General features: G+C 59.7%; 18 protein-coding genes. 12 read left to right on the forward strand and 6 right to left on the reverse strand.

The window, feature by feature from the left end; translation table 11 throughout:
• Positions 1–454 precede the first annotated feature (454 nt).
• Positions 455–799: a YegP family protein gene (locus QRN61_RS25020; protein ID WP_096797064.1), complete on the forward strand. Its 345-nt coding sequence runs from the start codon at positions 455–457 to the stop codon at positions 797–799.
• A 123-nt stretch (positions 800–922) separates the two neighbouring features.
• On the opposite strand, the gene QRN61_RS25025 is transcribed toward QRN61_RS25020, so the two are convergent.
• Together QRN61_RS25025 and QRN61_RS25030 are read right to left on the reverse strand one after the other, a co-directional pair.
• Positions 923–1,807 carry a dihydrodipicolinate synthase family protein gene (locus QRN61_RS25025; protein WP_285376124.1) on the reverse strand — a complete coding sequence of 295 codons (885 nt, stop codon included), beginning with the start codon at positions 1,805–1,807 and terminating at the stop codon, positions 923–925.
• Positions 1,808–1,829: 22 nt separating this feature from the next.
• Positions 1,830–2,612: an aldolase gene (locus tag QRN61_RS25030; protein ID WP_103368249.1), complete on the reverse strand. Its 783-nt coding sequence runs from the start codon at positions 2,610–2,612 to the stop codon at positions 1,830–1,832.
• 106 nt (positions 2,613–2,718) lie between these two features.
• Here QRN61_RS25030 and QRN61_RS25035 point away from each other — a divergent pair, with 106 nt between their 5' ends.
• Positions 2,719–3,261 (forward strand): helix-turn-helix domain-containing protein, encoded by a 543-nt coding sequence (locus QRN61_RS25035; RefSeq protein ID WP_027614428.1) that lies wholly within the window; start codon positions 2,719–2,721, stop codon positions 3,259–3,261.
• Positions 3,262–3,361: 100 nt separating this feature from the next.
• On the opposite strand, the gene QRN61_RS25040 is transcribed toward QRN61_RS25035, so the two are convergent.
• Positions 3,362–4,381: a DUF4917 family protein gene (locus QRN61_RS25040; RefSeq protein WP_285375986.1), complete on the reverse strand. Its 1,020-nt coding sequence runs from the start codon at positions 4,379–4,381 to the stop codon at positions 3,362–3,364.
• 153 nt (positions 4,382–4,534) lie between these two features.
• Between QRN61_RS25040 and yiaY the strand changes: the two genes are divergently transcribed.
• Positions 4,535–5,683 (forward strand): L-threonine dehydrogenase, encoded by a 1,149-nt coding sequence (gene yiaY, locus QRN61_RS25045; protein WP_285375987.1) that lies wholly within the window; start codon positions 4,535–4,537, stop codon positions 5,681–5,683.
• 146 nt (positions 5,684–5,829) lie between these two features.
• On the opposite strand, the gene QRN61_RS25050 is transcribed toward yiaY, so the two are convergent.
• Entirely contained in the window at positions 5,830–6,318 is a 489-nt protein-coding gene (locus QRN61_RS25050) for a DMT family transporter (protein ID WP_027614431.1), read from the reverse strand.
• Positions 6,319–6,395: 77 nt separating this feature from the next.
• On the opposite strand from QRN61_RS25050, the gene QRN61_RS25055 reads away from it, so the two are divergent.
• The 8 genes from QRN61_RS25055 to QRN61_RS25090 all read left to right on the forward strand — a co-directional run bounded on the left by QRN61_RS25055 (position 6,396) and on the right by QRN61_RS25090 (position 12,222).
• A complete protein-coding gene (locus tag QRN61_RS25055) occupies positions 6,396–7,307 on the forward strand; it encodes a LysR family transcriptional regulator (RefSeq protein WP_178085244.1) in 912 nt (303 codons plus the stop codon).
• Between the two features lie 22 nt (positions 7,308–7,329).
• Positions 7,330–8,064 carry a PA3715 family protein gene (locus QRN61_RS25060; RefSeq protein WP_103368256.1) on the forward strand — a complete coding sequence of 245 codons (735 nt, stop codon included), beginning with the start codon at positions 7,330–7,332 and terminating at the stop codon, positions 8,062–8,064.
• A gap of 37 nt (positions 8,065–8,101) precedes the next feature.
• Positions 8,102–8,818 (forward strand): PA3715 family protein, encoded by a 717-nt coding sequence (locus tag QRN61_RS25065; RefSeq protein WP_096797071.1) that lies wholly within the window; start codon positions 8,102–8,104, stop codon positions 8,816–8,818.
• 3 nt (positions 8,819–8,821) lie between these two features.
• Positions 8,822–9,238 (forward strand): fosfomycin resistance glutathione transferase, encoded by a 417-nt coding sequence (fos, locus tag QRN61_RS25070; RefSeq protein WP_103368257.1) that lies wholly within the window; start codon positions 8,822–8,824, stop codon positions 9,236–9,238.
• 60 nt (positions 9,239–9,298) lie between these two features.
• A complete protein-coding gene (locus tag QRN61_RS25075) occupies positions 9,299–9,937 on the forward strand; it encodes a LysE family translocator (RefSeq protein ID WP_097086642.1) in 639 nt (212 codons plus the stop codon).
• Between the two features lie 79 nt (positions 9,938–10,016).
• Positions 10,017–11,366, forward strand: coding sequence for a sensor domain-containing protein (locus tag QRN61_RS25080; protein ID WP_103368258.1), 1,350 nt, complete (start codon positions 10,017–10,019; stop codon positions 11,364–11,366).
• A 118-nt stretch (positions 11,367–11,484) separates the two neighbouring features.
• The gene (locus QRN61_RS25085; protein ID WP_003222499.1) at positions 11,485–11,643 is read left to right on the forward strand and encodes a KGG domain-containing protein; all 159 of its coding nucleotides are present in this window, start codon (positions 11,485–11,487) and stop codon (positions 11,641–11,643) included.
• A 75-nt stretch (positions 11,644–11,718) separates the two neighbouring features.
• Positions 11,719–12,222, forward strand: coding sequence for a DUF4142 domain-containing protein (locus tag QRN61_RS25090; RefSeq protein ID WP_027614439.1), 504 nt, complete (start codon positions 11,719–11,721; stop codon positions 12,220–12,222).
• Between the two features lie 99 nt (positions 12,223–12,321).
• Here the strand turns inward: QRN61_RS25090 and QRN61_RS25095 are convergent, their stop codons facing one another.
• Positions 12,322–12,732: a low affinity iron permease family protein gene (locus QRN61_RS25095; RefSeq protein WP_027614440.1), complete on the reverse strand. Its 411-nt coding sequence runs from the start codon at positions 12,730–12,732 to the stop codon at positions 12,322–12,324.
• Positions 12,733–12,919: 187 nt separating this feature from the next.
• On the opposite strand from QRN61_RS25095, the gene tam reads away from it, so the two are divergent.
• A complete protein-coding gene (gene tam, locus QRN61_RS25100) occupies positions 12,920–13,690 on the forward strand; it encodes a trans-aconitate 2-methyltransferase (protein ID WP_285375993.1) in 771 nt (256 codons plus the stop codon).
• Between the two features lie 126 nt (positions 13,691–13,816).
• On the opposite strand, the gene QRN61_RS25105 is transcribed toward tam, so the two are convergent.
• Positions 13,817–14,545: a class I SAM-dependent methyltransferase gene (locus QRN61_RS25105; RefSeq protein ID WP_150370438.1), complete on the reverse strand. Its 729-nt coding sequence runs from the start codon at positions 14,543–14,545 to the stop codon at positions 13,817–13,819.
• Positions 14,546–14,614: the final 69 nt, after the last annotated feature.

The raw sequence follows: 14,614 nt of genomic DNA on the forward strand, positions 1-14,614 counted from the left end.
ACGCGGCCAACCGTGTACTGACCTAAACGCGCGACCAGCACATCAAAGCCTTCAACGGTATTGGGAACTTCAAAGCCGTCTTTCTGTGGTTGAACCCAGACGACCAGATTGGATTTGGAGATATCGATGCCGACCCAAGAAATCATGGCAAAACCCTCTTACACTCAGAAGTGAGAGTGCTCTGGCTTTGCCCACGCTTGTGATTCGAGTGGCGCTCGTCCAACTGTTCGGGCTTAGGGGCCAGAGTAGAAAGGTGGATGGCAGCTTTGCTCCCACTCGTGCTTCAAGCACCGCGGACTCACAGCTTGCCATCCACCCCTCTCACCTCAGAGTTTATTCCCTTACTCAGACACAAGCGGGCTTGCTCGCGAAGAGGCCATTACAGGCGACAGAAATCTTGGGCTGGTCTTTACTCATTGGCGCAAAACCTCTCAACCGCCAAGGAGAAACGCGCATGTCCGGATGGTACGAAGTGAGCAAAAGCAGCAACGGCCAGTTCAGGTTTGTGCTGAAGGCCGCCAACGCTGAAACCATTCTCACCAGCGAGCTCTACACCACCCGCGCGGCTGCCGACAACGGCATTGCTTCCGTGCAGACCAACAGCCCGCTGGATGAGCGCTACGAGAAAAAGACCACCAAGGATGGTCATCCTTACTTCAACCTCAAGGCTGCCAACCATCAGATCATCGGCAGCAGCGAGTCGTACTCCAACGATGCCGCGTGTGCCAAAGGCATCGCGAGCGTCAAGGCCAATGGGCCGAGCAAAGTGATCAAGGACAAGACCTTGCCGGTGCTCTGAAGAACACAGAAGAGCAAAAATGTGGGAGCGGGCTTGCTCGCGAAGGCGTCGTGTCAGTCGACATCTCCAGTGACTGATCCACCGCCTCGCGAGCAAGCCCGCTCCCACATGGGGTTGTGTGTGTTAGCGCAGGGTGTTGAGGATTGCTTTTAGCTGAGCTTGCCCAGCTTCGCTCAACGGAAACACCGGCAAGCGCGGATCACCAACCTCCAGCCCCGTCTCGCGCAATCCGGCCTTGATCGTCGCCGGCAAACCGCCCTTGAGGATGAAGTCCAGCAGCGGCAACTGGCGGTAGAACAACTCACGCGCCCGTTCCAGATCACCGGCCAGAGCGGCCGCATACAGATCCAGGTTCAACTGCGGGATCAGGTTCGGCGCAGCGGTGCACCAACCCTTGGCCCCGGCGGCGAAAGCCTCCAGTGCCAGCGGATTGCAGCCGTTGTAGAACGGCACCTGACCGTCGCCGAGCAATTGCAGCTTGTGCATGCGCTGAATGTCGCCGGTGCTCTCCTTGACCATGGTCACGTTTTCCACGCCATTGACGATGCGCAGAATCAGCTCCACCGACATGTCAGTGCCGCTGGTGGCCGGGTTGTTGTAGAGCATGATCGGCACGCTGATGCTGTCGCCGATGGCGCGGTAGTGCGCGAGGATTTCCGCTTCAGTGAGCTTCCAGTACGACGCCGGCAGCACCATCACCACGTCGGCGCCGTGGGCTTCAGCGAAGCGTGCGCGGCGTACGGCTTTGGCGGTGGTCAGGTCGGACACGCTGACGATGGTCGGCACCCGTTTGCCCACGTGCTTGATGCTGAACTCGGCGACCTGATCCCACTCGGCGTCGCTGAGGTAAGCGCCTTCGCCGGTGCTGCCGAGCGGGGCGATGGCATGGACGCCGCTGTCGATCAGACGATCGATCGATTGGCCGAGCGCCGGCAGATCGAGGCCTTCGCCGTGGGTGCCGAACGGGGTGATGGTGTAGCCGATGATGCCGTGAATATTGGACATGATGAGTCTCCGGAAAAAGCTGAAATCAGTTCAGGCAATCGGCGTGTTGGCGCAGGTTCTGCCGGGCGTAGTAGTTGAAGGCGGCGGCGTGGCGTTTGGGTTTCGACACCCAGTCATGGGCCTCGCGCCCCAGCGCCGGAATGATCGGTTTGATCGTGCCGGCGGCCATCGCCAGCAGCTGCAGTTTGGCGGCGCGCTCGATCAGTTGGGCGATGACACAGGCTTCTTCGATCGTGCTGCCGGTCGACAGTTGGCCGTGGTGCGACAGTAGAATCGCGCGCTTGTCGCCCAGTGCACCGGCAATCAGTTCGCCCTCTTCGTTACCCACCGGCACGCCCGGCCAGCCTTCGAGAAACGCGCAGTCGTCGTACAGCGGGCACAGGTCCATGTGGGAAATCTGCAGCGGCACCTCCAGCATCGACAGCGCGGCAATGTGCGTCGGGTGCGTGTGGATGATGCAGTTCACGTCCGGCCGGGCGCGGTAGACCCAGCTGTGGAAACGGTTGGCCGGGTTGGCCATGCCGTGGCCTTCGAGCACTTCCAGGTCTTCGTTGACCAGCAGCAGATTGCTCGCGGTGATTTCATCGAAACCCAGGCCTAGTTGTTGAGTGTAATAGGTCCCCGGCTGCGGGCCGCGAGCGGTGATTTGTCCGGCCAGACCGGAGTCGTGACCGCTCTCGAACAGGATCCGGCAGGTCAGCGCCAGCTTTTGCCGGTCAGTCCACGTATTATCCGCCAGGGTGTTTTGCATCTGGGTCAGCGCTTGCTTGACCAGTTGCTCTTTGGGTAGTGCTAATGTCTTGGCCATGTCTGTGTCCTTTGGGTGATTGCAAATGACACTAAAGAGCCTATATGACACAAAGTGTCATAAGCAAGCATCAATCGTCGTTTCCTTGATGGAATAACTGCTGCGCATGTCTATCCGTTTGAAATTGTTGAGAAAAAAACTTGGCGTAACGCTTGAGGCACTGGCTGAAAAATCCGGTATGACCAAGAGTTATCTGTCGAAAGTCGAGCGCGGGCTGAACACCCCGTCGATTGCGGCCGCGCTGAAACTGGCGAAGGCGCTGAACGTGAAGGTCGAGGAATTGTTCTCCGAAGACAACGTCAGCCTCGACAGCTACAGCCTGGTACGCAGCCACGAACGCCAGTCACTGGCGGCCAACGATCAGAGCCCGGGGTATGCGGTGCTGGCGCATCAGGTCAGCGAACGCAACCTGCTGCCGTTCATCATCTACCCGCCGCGCGAATTCACCGACAAAACCTTCAAGGAGCACTTGGGCGAGGAGTTTCTGTTCGTCCACGAAGGGCAGGTGGAAGTGGATTTCATGAACGAGCGGGTGCTGCTCGAACGTGGCGATGCGCTGCACTTCAATGCGCAGAAGCCGCACCGGATCAGATCGGTGGGCGAGGTGCAGGCGCAGTTGCTGGTGGTGGTGCACAGCAGCGAAGAATGAGCCGCCAGAAAAAGCTTCGCAAGCAAGCCCGCTCCCACATTTAGAATGCATTCCCCCTGTGGGAGCGGGCTTGCTCGCGAAAGCGTCAGTCCGGTTTACATCAAACCTCGACCGGCACCGACAACTTCGGATTACCCAACGCATGCGTCTTCGCATCAAAAAACCGCAACTCAATCCCGGTGCCCTCGAACACCTTGGCGTAATGGCGTTTCTGATGCTGGATGAACGCCGCACTGCGCGGATAAATCGAGATCGCCACGCTCGCCGGTTTTGCCAGACGCAGTGCCCTGACGATGTGAGCATCCTGCTCGCCCAAGGCATGACCGAAGATGCACAGGTTCTGCGCGTGTCCCAATAACTGCTCATAGCAGAACGACAGATAATCCGAACTGCGGATAGTCTTGAGCTTGTCTGCGCTCGGCCCTTCGTTGACGAACAGCGGCACGTCGTCGAGGGTCTTGATTGTGTTGTTGATCGCGAAACTGCCGAGCAGGGTGCCCTCGGTCGAGGTCAGTTTGCGCGCGGCGCCGTCCTGATTGCGCACCAGGTGCAGCCCGCCGTGCAGATACAACAGACGCGGTTTGGCGCTGCTGCTTGCGCTCAGATCGAAACTGGCGTCGGGACCGTTGAACAGGTCGTCGATCGCCTCGCTGCGGTGCTGGATCGCCCAGTAGCTGAGCAGGTCGTAATTGGTGGTGAACACCGTGCGATACCGCGCCAGTTCTTCATTGAGCGTGGCCAGGGTCGAGGCCTGCACCAGGCGCCATGGAATGTGCACCGCGTGCACGCTGTTGATCAGCGCTTCCTTGATCGCATAGTAGCGATTGCGCGGTGCCGCCGAGCTGACGGCCAACGCCTTGTTGACCCGGCTGGTGGTTTTCAGCGCGCCGAGTACCTGCTCGAAGCTGCGCGTCTGCATCGCGTCGAACACGCTCAGCTCCGATGGGCTCAGCGGTTTCTCCTCCACGGTGCGCGCGTTTTCGAACAGCGAGTCATAGCCAAAATCGTCCCACACCGCGCGGCTGGCGCCATTGCCCACCAGCAGACCGTTGAAGTCGGCGGTGGCGCGCAGGGCGCTCCAGTCTTCGAGGGTGGCGTCGACGTCCAGAAAATCGGTCATTGCGTGGGCAGTCTCAAAACAAAGGGCGGATGGACGGCGACTTTATCACGAGCGGGCATTGAGCCAGATCAACATCGGTGGTGACCGATCAGTCGATCCTGTGCACATCCGCCGTATCGGAGCAGTCGATTCGGCCCCAGTCAGGAGACGCGCATGAGCAGCACCTTTTTCATTCCGGCGGTAAACATCATGGGCAATGGATGCCTCGACGAGGCCATGGTTGCGATCCGCAACTATGGGTTTCGCAAGGCGCTGATCGTCACCGACGCGGGGCTGGCCAAGGCTGGCGTGGCGACCATGCTTGCCGAAAAACTGGCGATGCAGGACATCGATTCGGTGATCTTCGACGGCGCCAAACCGAATCCGAGCATCGCCAACGTCGAGGCCGGGTTGGCGCTGCTCAAGGACAGTCGCTGCGATTTCGTGGTGTCGCTGGGCGGCGGTTCGCCCCATGACTGCGCCAAGGGCATTGCTCTGTGTGCGACCAACGGCGGGCAGATCCGCGACTACGAAGGCGTCGATCAATCGAGCAAGCCGCAATTACCGCTGATCGCCATCAACACCACCGCCGGCACCGCCAGCGAGATGACCCGTTTCTGCATCATCACCGACGAATCGCGCCACGTGAAAATGGCCATCGTCGACCGCAACGTCACGCCGCTGCTGTCGGTCAACGACCCGGCCCTGATGGTCGCGATGCCGAAAAGCCTGACTGCCGCCACCGGCATGGACGCGCTGACCCACGCCATCGAAGCCTACGTTTCGACTGCGGCCAACCCGATCACCGACGCCTGCGCGCTGAAGGCCATGACCCTGATCAGCAACAACCTGCGCCTGGCCGTGCGTGACGGCAGCGACCTCGCGGCGCGGGAAAACATGGCTTACGCGCAGTTCCTCGCCGGCATGGCGTTCAACAACGCATCGCTTGGCTACGTGCACGCCATGGCCCACCAGTTGGGCGGTTTCTACGACTTGCCCCATGGCGTGTGCAACGCCGTGCTGCTGCCGCATGTGCAGACCTTCAACGCGTTGATCTGTGCCGAACGCCTGACTGACGTCGCTCACGCCATGGGTGCGGACATCCGTGGTTTCAGCCCGGAAGAGGGCGCTCAGGCGGCGATCAATGCGATCCGTTGTCTGGCCAGGGACGTCGATATTCCCGGCGGCCTGCGTGAACTCGGCGCCAAGCTCAGCGATATTCCAGTGCTCGCCACCAACGCATTGAAAGACGCGTGCGGTCTGACCAACCCACGGGCGGCGGATCAGCGGCAGATCGAGGAGATTTTCCGTAATGCGTTTTGAGATGCGCCGTCCTGATATTTTTTAGCCGAACTCACCGGCCCTTTCGCGAGCAAGCCCGCTCCCACAGTTGAAATGCGATCAACTGTGGGAGCGAGCCTGCTCGCGAAGACTGACTCGTCAACACCACAAAACCATGAGCTCTCAGATCAGCCAACCGCCGCCACATTCCGCTCAAACACCCCACCAAACTGAATCAACACCACCCCGCCAATCAGCAACAACGCGCCCAATACCCGCGACGCCGTCAGCTGTTTCTCCACCAGCCCAAACAACCCGAAGTGATCCAGCAGCATCGACGCAATCACCTGGCCGGCCAAGGCCAGCGCAACAAACCCCGACGCGCCGAGCTTCGGCAGCAACATCACCGCCAGCGCCACAAAGCACACGCCGAACGCACCGCCAGCCCACATCCACAACGGCGCCTTGCTGATAAACCCCAGCGACGGCAGCGGCAGGCGCAACGCCAGAATCACCGGCAACAGCACCAACACACTCACCAGCAACGAGGCCAAGGTTGCCCATAGCGGATGGCCGAGGCCCCGCGCCAGGTTGCTGTTGATCGCACTTTGAAACGGCACCACCGCCCCGGCAAACGCGGCCAGCAGCAACAAGCCAACCCACTGCAACGTACTCATGCTCACTCTCCAACAGGTTTTGCTGGACTCTAGGGTATTCGTCGCGCAGATTTAAATTCCGTTTTGTCATCCAGAACATGCACAAGATGAATGATCTACGCCGTATCGATCTCAACCTGCTGGTGGTCCTCGATGCTTTGCTCAGCGAGCAACATGTCACCCGCGCTGCCGAGCGGCTGCACCTGAGTCAACCGGCGGTCAGCCATGCGCTGGCGCGGCTGCGCGACTTGCTCGGCGATCCGCTGCTGGTGCGCGCCGGTTCGACGCTGGTGCCCACGGCGCGGGCGCTGGAACTGGTTGCGCCACTGGCCGAAGCGTTGGCCCAGGTGCAATCGCTGCTGGCGCCGAACACTTTCGGTCCGGCCACTGCGCGGCGAACCTTTCGTGTGGCGATGTCCGACTACGGCGCGGCCATCATCCTGCCCGATCTGATCCGCACCTTGCGCCGAGAGGCCCCGGGCATCGACCTGCAAATCAGCCATGCCAGCCGCGAGGGCATGCTGGAGGGTGTGCTCAACGGTGACATCGATTTGGCCGCCGGGGTGTTCCCGGAAATGCCCAACGAGTTGCGCAGCAGCGTGCTGTTCGAAGAGCGCTACGTCTGCCTGCTGGATCGCCGCAGCTTGCCGGCCGACGGCGTACTGGATTTGCCGACCTACCTGTCGCGCCCGCATGTTTTGCTGGAAATGCGCGGCAGCGGCACCCCGGAAATCGAGCGGGCGCTGACCTCACTGCGCGAACGCCGCCGCGTCGCCATTAGCCTGCCGCACTGGAACGTCGCCCCCGAGTTGATCAGCGGTACGGATCTGATTCTCACGGTGTCGTCACGCAGCGTGCGCGAGATTGATCAGCAGGAGCTGATTGTGCTGCCGCCACCGTTCGAGATTGCGCCGTTCACGTTTGTGCTGGCGTGGCATAAGCGCCGGGGTGGGGATCAGGCGTTGAACTGGTTGAATCGCCGGATTGAGGAGGGGATAGTGCGCGGCTGAAAACGTTATCAAGGAGTGGGGTGTGACAGTGAAGTCTGGATGGATCGGGTGGGTGGCCCTGAGTGGGTGGTTGATGGCGGGGCAGGTGTTGGCTGGTTGCGTGCCAACACCGATGGCAGGAGATCTGGATCTTTCTGTCTGCAAGGAGTGGCCTGCATATCCAGGATTAACCATCAACGCCACTGCACAGTTTAAGCGCGGATCCCCATCTGATGACCCAGAAGCGCTGAGTACCTACGATTTCGACTTGTCCGTTCTGGACACCGCTCAATCGAAACCCATTGCGACTTATTACAAAGCGGCTGCATTTGTATTGGATGGCGTCAGTTTGCGAGAAATAACGCTCGATACGGCTCGCTACACACTGACTACCGATCTTCGTGCCTTTGGCGTACGTGCGTTATCCACTAATGGATCCCGGATCAATCCGATGGAAGAAAACCTGCTTTCGCTCTACGTGAAAGAGGGCGAAAAATTGCGCCCGGTATTGGATAAATTAGTGGTTTATCGGTATGGCGGCGAGTGGGATGGTGACTGCGAAGGCGAGCGATATGAGATTTCAAGAACGGTAGAAATCGCTAAAACGAGCTCTCACGGCTATGCAGATCTGATTGTCAAAACCTTGGAGAAAGACACAACAAGTGTGGGGACGGGAGACGCATGTAAAACTAAAACCACTGACAACAAACCCGTTTTGACAACATTGCACTACGACGGAAAATCATACGTTTTGCCAAACGGTTTCCAAGGCCTGTAACCCGCCAGCCAGACACGACACTTATCAAGGAAGAACCATGCTTAACCCCACCAGACTCCTGATCGCCTTCGGTTTGCTGGCCATCACCACCCAAGCCCACGCCGCCTGCACCACCAAGAGTTTCGACGGCAAATCCATGTCACGCTGCAACGTCTGGCCGGCGTTCCCGAGTCAGGCGATTTCGGTCAAATCCACCTATCTGGCCGATTCTGGTGGTGACGATGCCGGGGCGTTCGATCTGGACCTGGCGCTCCTCAATGCGAGCAACGCCAAACCCATCGCCACCTACCGTAAGCCGGGCGCCTACAACTCCGATGCCGTGCGCCTGGATGACGTACGCATCGACACGGCGCGCTACCGATTGACGTCGGACATCCGCGCGTTTGGGCTGCGCGCGAAGTTCGTTCACAGTTCCCATGCCATTCCCTACGAGAAAACCGATCTGGCGCTGTATGTGCGCGAGGGCGACGAGTTACGTCCGGTGCTTGAAGGCCTGGTGGTCTTCAAGGACAACGGTGAGTTCGCGAATGACTGCGAGGGCTACAGCAAGAAAATCCGCCGAACGCTCGAGATCGCTCCAACGAGCCACAATGGTTTCGCCGATCTGATCGTCACCACCACCGGCAGCAAAATGAAAAACACCAAGTCCGGCAATCAGTGCGTTTCGACAAACACCGACCTGAAGAAAAAACAGATCACCCTGACGTACGATGGCCAGCAGTACAACGTCCCTGAAGACCTCAGAGGTTACTGACCCATGCTCACCGGCCTCAACCACCTGACCCTCGCTGTCAGCGATTTGCCCCGCAGCCTGGCGTTCTATCGCGATATGCTCGGTCTGCGCGTCGAAGCCACGTGGGACGCCGGTGCCTATCTGTCGCTGCCGGGGTTGTGGGTGTGTCTGTCGCTGGACGCACAGCGCAGCGCAGCGCCGTCCGTCGACTACACCCATTACGCATTCAGTCTGGCCGAGGCGGATTTTTCATCGTTCGTGCAGAAGCTAAAAGTGGCGAACGTACAGGAGTGGCGCGACAACCGCAGCGAAGGTGCGTCGTTCTACTTTCTTGACCCTGATGGCCACAAGCTTGAGGCTCATGTCGGCAATCTGGCTTCGCGACTGGCAGCCTGTCGGTTGAAACCGTACACGGGCATGCGTTTTTACGACGCGTCGTGATCAGACACATTGGGCTGATATAGACTGGCCATCATTTGTACTGGCGCCAGCAGGTTTTCCATGACTCCATCGCTGCTAATGGCCGTTCTGGCCTCGGGTTTCATATACGGCATCACGCCCGGGCCGGGTGTTCTGGCGGTGTTCGGCATCGGTGCGGCGCATGGGCGACGGGCCGGGGCCGGGTTTCTTTGTGGGCATTTGCTTGGCGATGTGGTCTGGTGCAGCACCGCGCTGATCGCCATCGTCGGTGCCCGCGAGATCGGCAGCACCGCATTCGATGTGCTGGGTGTGCTCAGCGGTTTGTACCTGTTCTGGCTCGGCTGGCGCGCAGTGCGAGCCCAGCGGCGCAGCGCTGATCAGCCGCAGGGCGCGGCGCGTCAGCCGTTCTGGCACGGCATCCTGTTCGGCCTGACCAATCCCAAGGCGTATCCGGTAGCGGTGGCGACGTTTACGGCGCTGCTGTCGAGCCGCGCCGAACTGCTCAACTGGTCGATGCTGCCGGGGCTGATCGCCCTGAGCTTTCTCGGCGGATTGCTGGCTTACGCTATCTTGATCGGCGTTGTCGGCGCCCGACGGGTGCGCACGCTGTATCAGCGCCACGAGCTGATGATCACGCGTTTGTGTGGCGTGATGTTCATCGGTTTTGCGATCAACGCACTGATGCACGCACTACCGGGATTGCTGCCGAACAAGGCTTGAATTTGTGTGCAGGGATGCGTGAACAAAGGGTCAGGGATGGTTGAACAGTGCTGCATTGTCCGGACACCCACGCTGAACCATGGAAAGCCGAAATTCCGCGCCGTTGGCGAGTTATATGGACCTGTTGCTCGATGCCGTCTGCGCGGTGGACAGGCAGGGCCGTTTCGTTTTTGTCAGTGCTGCCTGCGAGCGTATTTTTGGTTATACGCCTGACGAGTTGATCGGTCGGTCGATGATCGAGCTGGTGCATCCCGCAGATCGCCAGCGCACGCTCGCCGCCGCCCACGACATCATGGGCGGCGAACCCAAGCACAATTTCGAAAACCGTTACGTGCGCAAGGATGGCCGCATCGTCAACATCCTCTGGTCGGCGCGCTGGTCGGAGGTCGATCAACTGCGCATCGCCGTGGCCCGCGACATCACCGAGCGCAAGCAGGCGGAATCGCGTCAGGCTGCGCTGTACGCGATTTCCGAGGCGGCGCATGTCGCCGAAGACTTGCTGGCGCTGTTCAAACGCATCCACCTGATCATCGGTGAGTGGCTGCCGGCGCTGAATTTCTCCGTGGCGCTGTACGACGAGCACTGTGCGCAGCTGAATTTTCCTTATCACGTCGACGATCACGAATTGCAGCCCGAGCAACCGGGCACCGTCACCGGGCGTTTGTGTGCGCAGGTCATCCGCAGCGGTCAGCCGATTCTGCTGACGCCGGACAGCCCCGACGCCTCGCCCGACTTCGCGGCGCTGGTGGCGGGGCAGGACTCACCGTGCTGGCTCGGTGTGCCGCTGAATTCGAAGAACGGCACCATCGGTGCGCTGATCGTCAAAAGCCTGCCGGGCGGCGAGCGTTACACCGAGCAGGACAAGGAACTGCTGCAATACGTCTGCGCCCAGGTCGCCACCGCCATCGAGCGTCAGCAACTGCACGCGCGGCTCAAACGCATGGCGCAGTACGATCAACTGACCCAATTGCCCAATCGCGGGTTGCTCAAAGACCGTCTCAAGGCTGCGCTGGCCGGTGCCCGGGAAACCTCGGGAAACATGGCGCTGCTGTACGTCGATCTGGATCGCTTCAAACAGGTCAACGACACCTTTGGCCATGCGGTCGGCGACATGCTGCTGCAAACGGTGGCGAGTCGGCTCAAGGGCTGCGTACGCGACACCGATACCGTGGCGCGCATCGGTGGCGACGAATTCGTGGTGCTGTTGCACAGCGTTCACGCCGCTGAAGACGCCGACATCGTGGCCGGAAAAATCCGCCAGGTGCTGGTGCAGCCGATGCGCCTGGACGGTCACAACCTGTATATCGAACCGAGCATCGGCGTGGCCCGTTATCCCGAACATGGCAGTGAGGAGCAACAATTGTTCCGGCATGCCGACCAAGCGATGTACGCCGCCAAACGCCTCAATCATCGGGCGGTGGATAGCTGAAACAGTGCGCGCCGTTCGTCGCGGCGCGGGCAACTTTTCTAAACCTTTGGCAGTCCGGCAATTCTCAATCTAGGCGGGCATCTGCTCGCCAACGATCAACACCAAGAGGAAGAGAATCATGCCTAATTCAAGAAACTCGAACTCGGGAAACTTCGCCAACGATCGAACGAAGGCCTCTGAAGCCGGTCGCAAAGGTGGGAAAACCACCACCACGACAGTCGACAAAGAGCCTGCGAAAACCGAAATGGGCCGCAAGCCAGCTCAGAAGTCGAAGTAGTCGGTGAGGTAGTTTTGATTGAGAGGCGGGGGCGCAAGCCCCCGCTTGAATTTGCAGAGATAGGAGGGCGCGACCATGAGCCGGATGGCCACCCAGATACGTCGTTTCAGTTTTGCCACGCTGTTGGGTTTGTTCGCGGGCACAGCATTCGCCCAGTCGCCTGCCGACTTCATCAACGATGCGTCCGCCAAAGGCATGGCCGACATTGAAGCCAGCCGGCTGGCGCACCAGAAATCCGAATCCAAAGAGGTCAAGGATTACACCATTGTCGTGATCAATGACCGCACCACGGCCAACCAGCATCTGGCGAAGATCGCGAAGAAACTCGATCTGCCGGTCGCTCCCCGTGAAGAAATTGCCGACAAGGCCAAGACCATGATCCCTCAGGTCAAGGACGGTGAAACCTTCGACCAGGCCTACGCCGCGAGCCAAGTGAAAGCGACCGAAGAGGCCATCCAGCAGATCCAGCAGGAAGCGCAGTCGACCGACGTGCCGGAAATCAAGGCATTTGCCGACGAGACGCTGCCAAAACTGCAAAGCCATCTGGAAATGGCCCGAGCGCTGCAAGCCAGTCGCTGATACCACCGGCAAATAAAAAGATCGCAGCCTGCGGCAGCTCCTACACCGTTCAATGTAGGAGCTGCCGCAGGCTGCGATCTTTTGCTTTTTTAACTCTACTTAGCAGTCATTCAAATCCTGCTTCGGCTTGCTCTTCTCCCCCAGCCCTTCAAGATCGAATACCTCGCTTTCCCCCAGGCTGCGGTAATGCTTGCGCAGCGCCTCGAGTTGCTTGAGATCCAGCGATTCCAGCCCGAGCATTGCGTTCTGCGCTTCCTTGTTCACCCGCAACAACTCATCGAGCTTCAGATGCAGGATGTCGGTATCGCGGTTCTGCGTGTTCTGGATCAGGAACACCATCAGAAAAGTGATGATCGTGGTCGAGGTGTTGATGATCAGTTGCCAGGTGTCATTGAAATCAAAAATCGGCCCACTCAACCCCCACAGAAAAATCAGGATCAATGCGCCCATGAAGGTTTTCGGGCTGCCGGCCCAGAGGGCCAGGGTCTGGGAGATTTTCGCGAATTTCATTGCCGTGTTCCTTATTGGGAGAGCTTGAAATTCAGACATCCGGGGCGCGATGAAAATTCTACTTACAAATGACGTCTGCCAATAATTGTGAGGGTGAAGACATCCCTTGCAATAAGCCTGTCTGGAACTGCGCGCAGCGCTGCCTGTATTGTGACGAACCGCAGGAATGTCCCGACAGGAGAACGCAATGAGTTGGTCCGCCAGACAATACGTCGCTTTCGAAGATGAACGCACCCGCCCGGCACGTGATCTGCTGGCGGCGATTCCCACGGTTCAGGCGCGATCGGTGGTCGATATCGGTTGTGGCCCGGGTAATTCCACCGAATTGCTGGTGCAGCGTTTTGAGCAGGCCCAGGTCAGGGGGCTCGACAGTTCGCCGGACATGGTCAACGCCGCGCGCAAGCGCCTCCCGCAGTTGCAGTTCGAGGTCGCAGAAATCGATAGTTGGGGGGATCAAGGCCCGTTCGATGTGATCTTCGCCAATGCAGTGCTGCAATGGGTGCCGGATCACGCGACATTGCTGTCGGCGTTGGCGGCTAAACTTTCGGACGGTGGCAGTCTGGCGATCCAGATGCCGGACAACCTCAACGAACCTTCCCATCGACTGATGCGCGAAGTTGCCGCCAACGGCCCGTGGGCCGCGAAACTGGCAGGCGCCGCCGGACAGCGCACAGACATGGCGAGTGCCAGCGATTACTTCTCGATGTTGCGTCTGCACTGTTCGCGGGTCGATGTGTGGCGCACCACCTATCACCATCAGTTGTCCGGTGGAGCGGCGGGGGTGGTGGAGTGGTTCAAGGGCAGTGGCTTGATTCCGTTTCTGAGCCCGCTGACTGAAGAGGAGCGGGCGCAATATCTCACGCAGTATATGGCGGCGGTTGCCGAGGCTTATCCGGCGTTGCCGGATGGTTCGGTGCTGTTGCCGTTTCCACGGCTATTTATCGTCGCGACTCGGTAACGGCAAACACCCATTCTGTGGCGAGGGAGCTTGCTCCCGCTGGACTGCGGAGCAGGCCCAAGATATTCGGGGCGCTTCGCGCCCCAGCGGGAGCAAGCTCCCTCGCCACAATGCATATGCCGCGAATTAGCGCTGCACCGCCACCAACAACATCATCGGCCGCTCCCGCTCTTCAGCCAGCGCTGGTTGCGCCGCCACCTCCGCATCGCTCGGCCCCCATTCATTGACATGGCGAATGGCAAAACCCGCCGCGATCAACGAATTCAACAGCGTGCCCATCGTGCGGTGCTGCTTGATCACCCCGTCGGCCAGCCAGTGGGTCACCCGCTCGCCCTCCATCTGATAGCTGTCCAGCGGCCAGCGCTTGTGGCCATCGCTGTCGACCAGCCAGCCTGGATTGCGCGGGGCCATGAAGATCGGGTGCTCGATGGAGAACACAAAATGCGAACCCGGTTTCAGCGCCGCGTACAGATGGGCGAACAGTCCGGCCAGATCCTTGATGTAGTGCAGCGCCAGCGAACTGTAGGCCAGATCGAAACTGCAGGCCGGCAAGTCGAGATGTTCGAGGTCGGCGCGTTCATAGCGGATGTTCGCCGCCGCTGTGGTTTCGCGCGCCCGCTCCAGCATCTTTTCCGAGACATCCAGCCCCAGCACATGGGCGGCGCCATGTTCACTGGCCCAACGGCTGAACCAGCCATAGCCGCAGCCGAGGTCGACCACATTCAAGTCGTGCATCGATGGCAGCAACGCCTTGAGCGCCGGCCACTCCGGCGCGGCATCGAGGCCGCCTATAGAGCGGTTCATCTGGCTGTAGCCCTGGAAAAACTCCGGATCGTCGTAAATATTTTGCGTCATGGGGGGAAGTGGTCTTTTGAGTTCGGTCATCAGCGGCACAGAGGCCGCGCCATGGAGTCCCTCGAAAGT

The organism is Pseudomonas sp. lyk4-TYG-107 (assembly GCF_030209055.1).
GTDB classification, from domain to species: Bacteria; Pseudomonadota; Gammaproteobacteria; order Pseudomonadales; family Pseudomonadaceae; genus Aquipseudomonas; species Aquipseudomonas putida_A.

Bases quoted from the DNA above. Each gene is read 5' to 3' on its own strand.
- QRN61_RS25020 (WP_096797064.1), top strand. From the start codon at position 455: ATGTCCGGATGGTACGAAGTGAGCAAAAGCAGCAACGGCCAGTTCAGG.
- QRN61_RS25030 (WP_103368249.1), bottom strand. From the start codon at position 2,612: ATGGCCAAGACATTAGCACTACCCAAAGAGCAACTGGTCAAGCAAGCG.
- QRN61_RS25035 (WP_027614428.1), top strand. From the start codon at position 2,719: ATGTCTATCCGTTTGAAATTGTTGAGAAAAAAACTTGGCGTAACGCTT.
- QRN61_RS25040 (WP_285375986.1), bottom strand. From the start codon at position 4,381: ATGACCGATTTTCTGGACGTCGACGCCACCCTCGAAGACTGGAGCGCC.
- yiaY (WP_285375987.1), top strand. From the start codon at position 4,535: ATGAGCAGCACCTTTTTCATTCCGGCGGTAAACATCATGGGCAATGGA.
- QRN61_RS25050 (WP_027614431.1), bottom strand. From the start codon at position 6,318: ATGAGTACGTTGCAGTGGGTTGGCTTGTTGCTGCTGGCCGCGTTTGCC.
- QRN61_RS25055 (WP_178085244.1), top strand. From the start codon at position 6,396: ATGCACAAGATGAATGATCTACGCCGTATCGATCTCAACCTGCTGGTG.
- QRN61_RS25065 (WP_096797071.1), top strand. From the start codon at position 8,102: ATGCTTAACCCCACCAGACTCCTGATCGCCTTCGGTTTGCTGGCCATC.
- fos (WP_103368257.1), top strand. From the start codon at position 8,822: ATGCTCACCGGCCTCAACCACCTGACCCTCGCTGTCAGCGATTTGCCC.
- QRN61_RS25075 (WP_097086642.1), top strand. From the start codon at position 9,299: ATGACTCCATCGCTGCTAATGGCCGTTCTGGCCTCGGGTTTCATATAC.
- QRN61_RS25080 (WP_103368258.1), top strand. From the start codon at position 10,017: ATGGAAAGCCGAAATTCCGCGCCGTTGGCGAGTTATATGGACCTGTTG.
- QRN61_RS25085 (WP_003222499.1), top strand. From the start codon at position 11,485: ATGCCTAATTCAAGAAACTCGAACTCGGGAAACTTCGCCAACGATCGA.
- QRN61_RS25090 (WP_027614439.1), top strand. From the start codon at position 11,719: ATGAGCCGGATGGCCACCCAGATACGTCGTTTCAGTTTTGCCACGCTG.
- QRN61_RS25095 (WP_027614440.1), bottom strand. From the start codon at position 12,732: ATGAAATTCGCGAAAATCTCCCAGACCCTGGCCCTCTGGGCCGGCAGC.
- tam (WP_285375993.1), top strand. From the start codon at position 12,920: ATGAGTTGGTCCGCCAGACAATACGTCGCTTTCGAAGATGAACGCACC.
- QRN61_RS25105 (WP_150370438.1), bottom strand. From the start codon at position 14,545: ATGACGCAAAATATTTACGACGATCCGGAGTTTTTCCAGGGCTACAGC.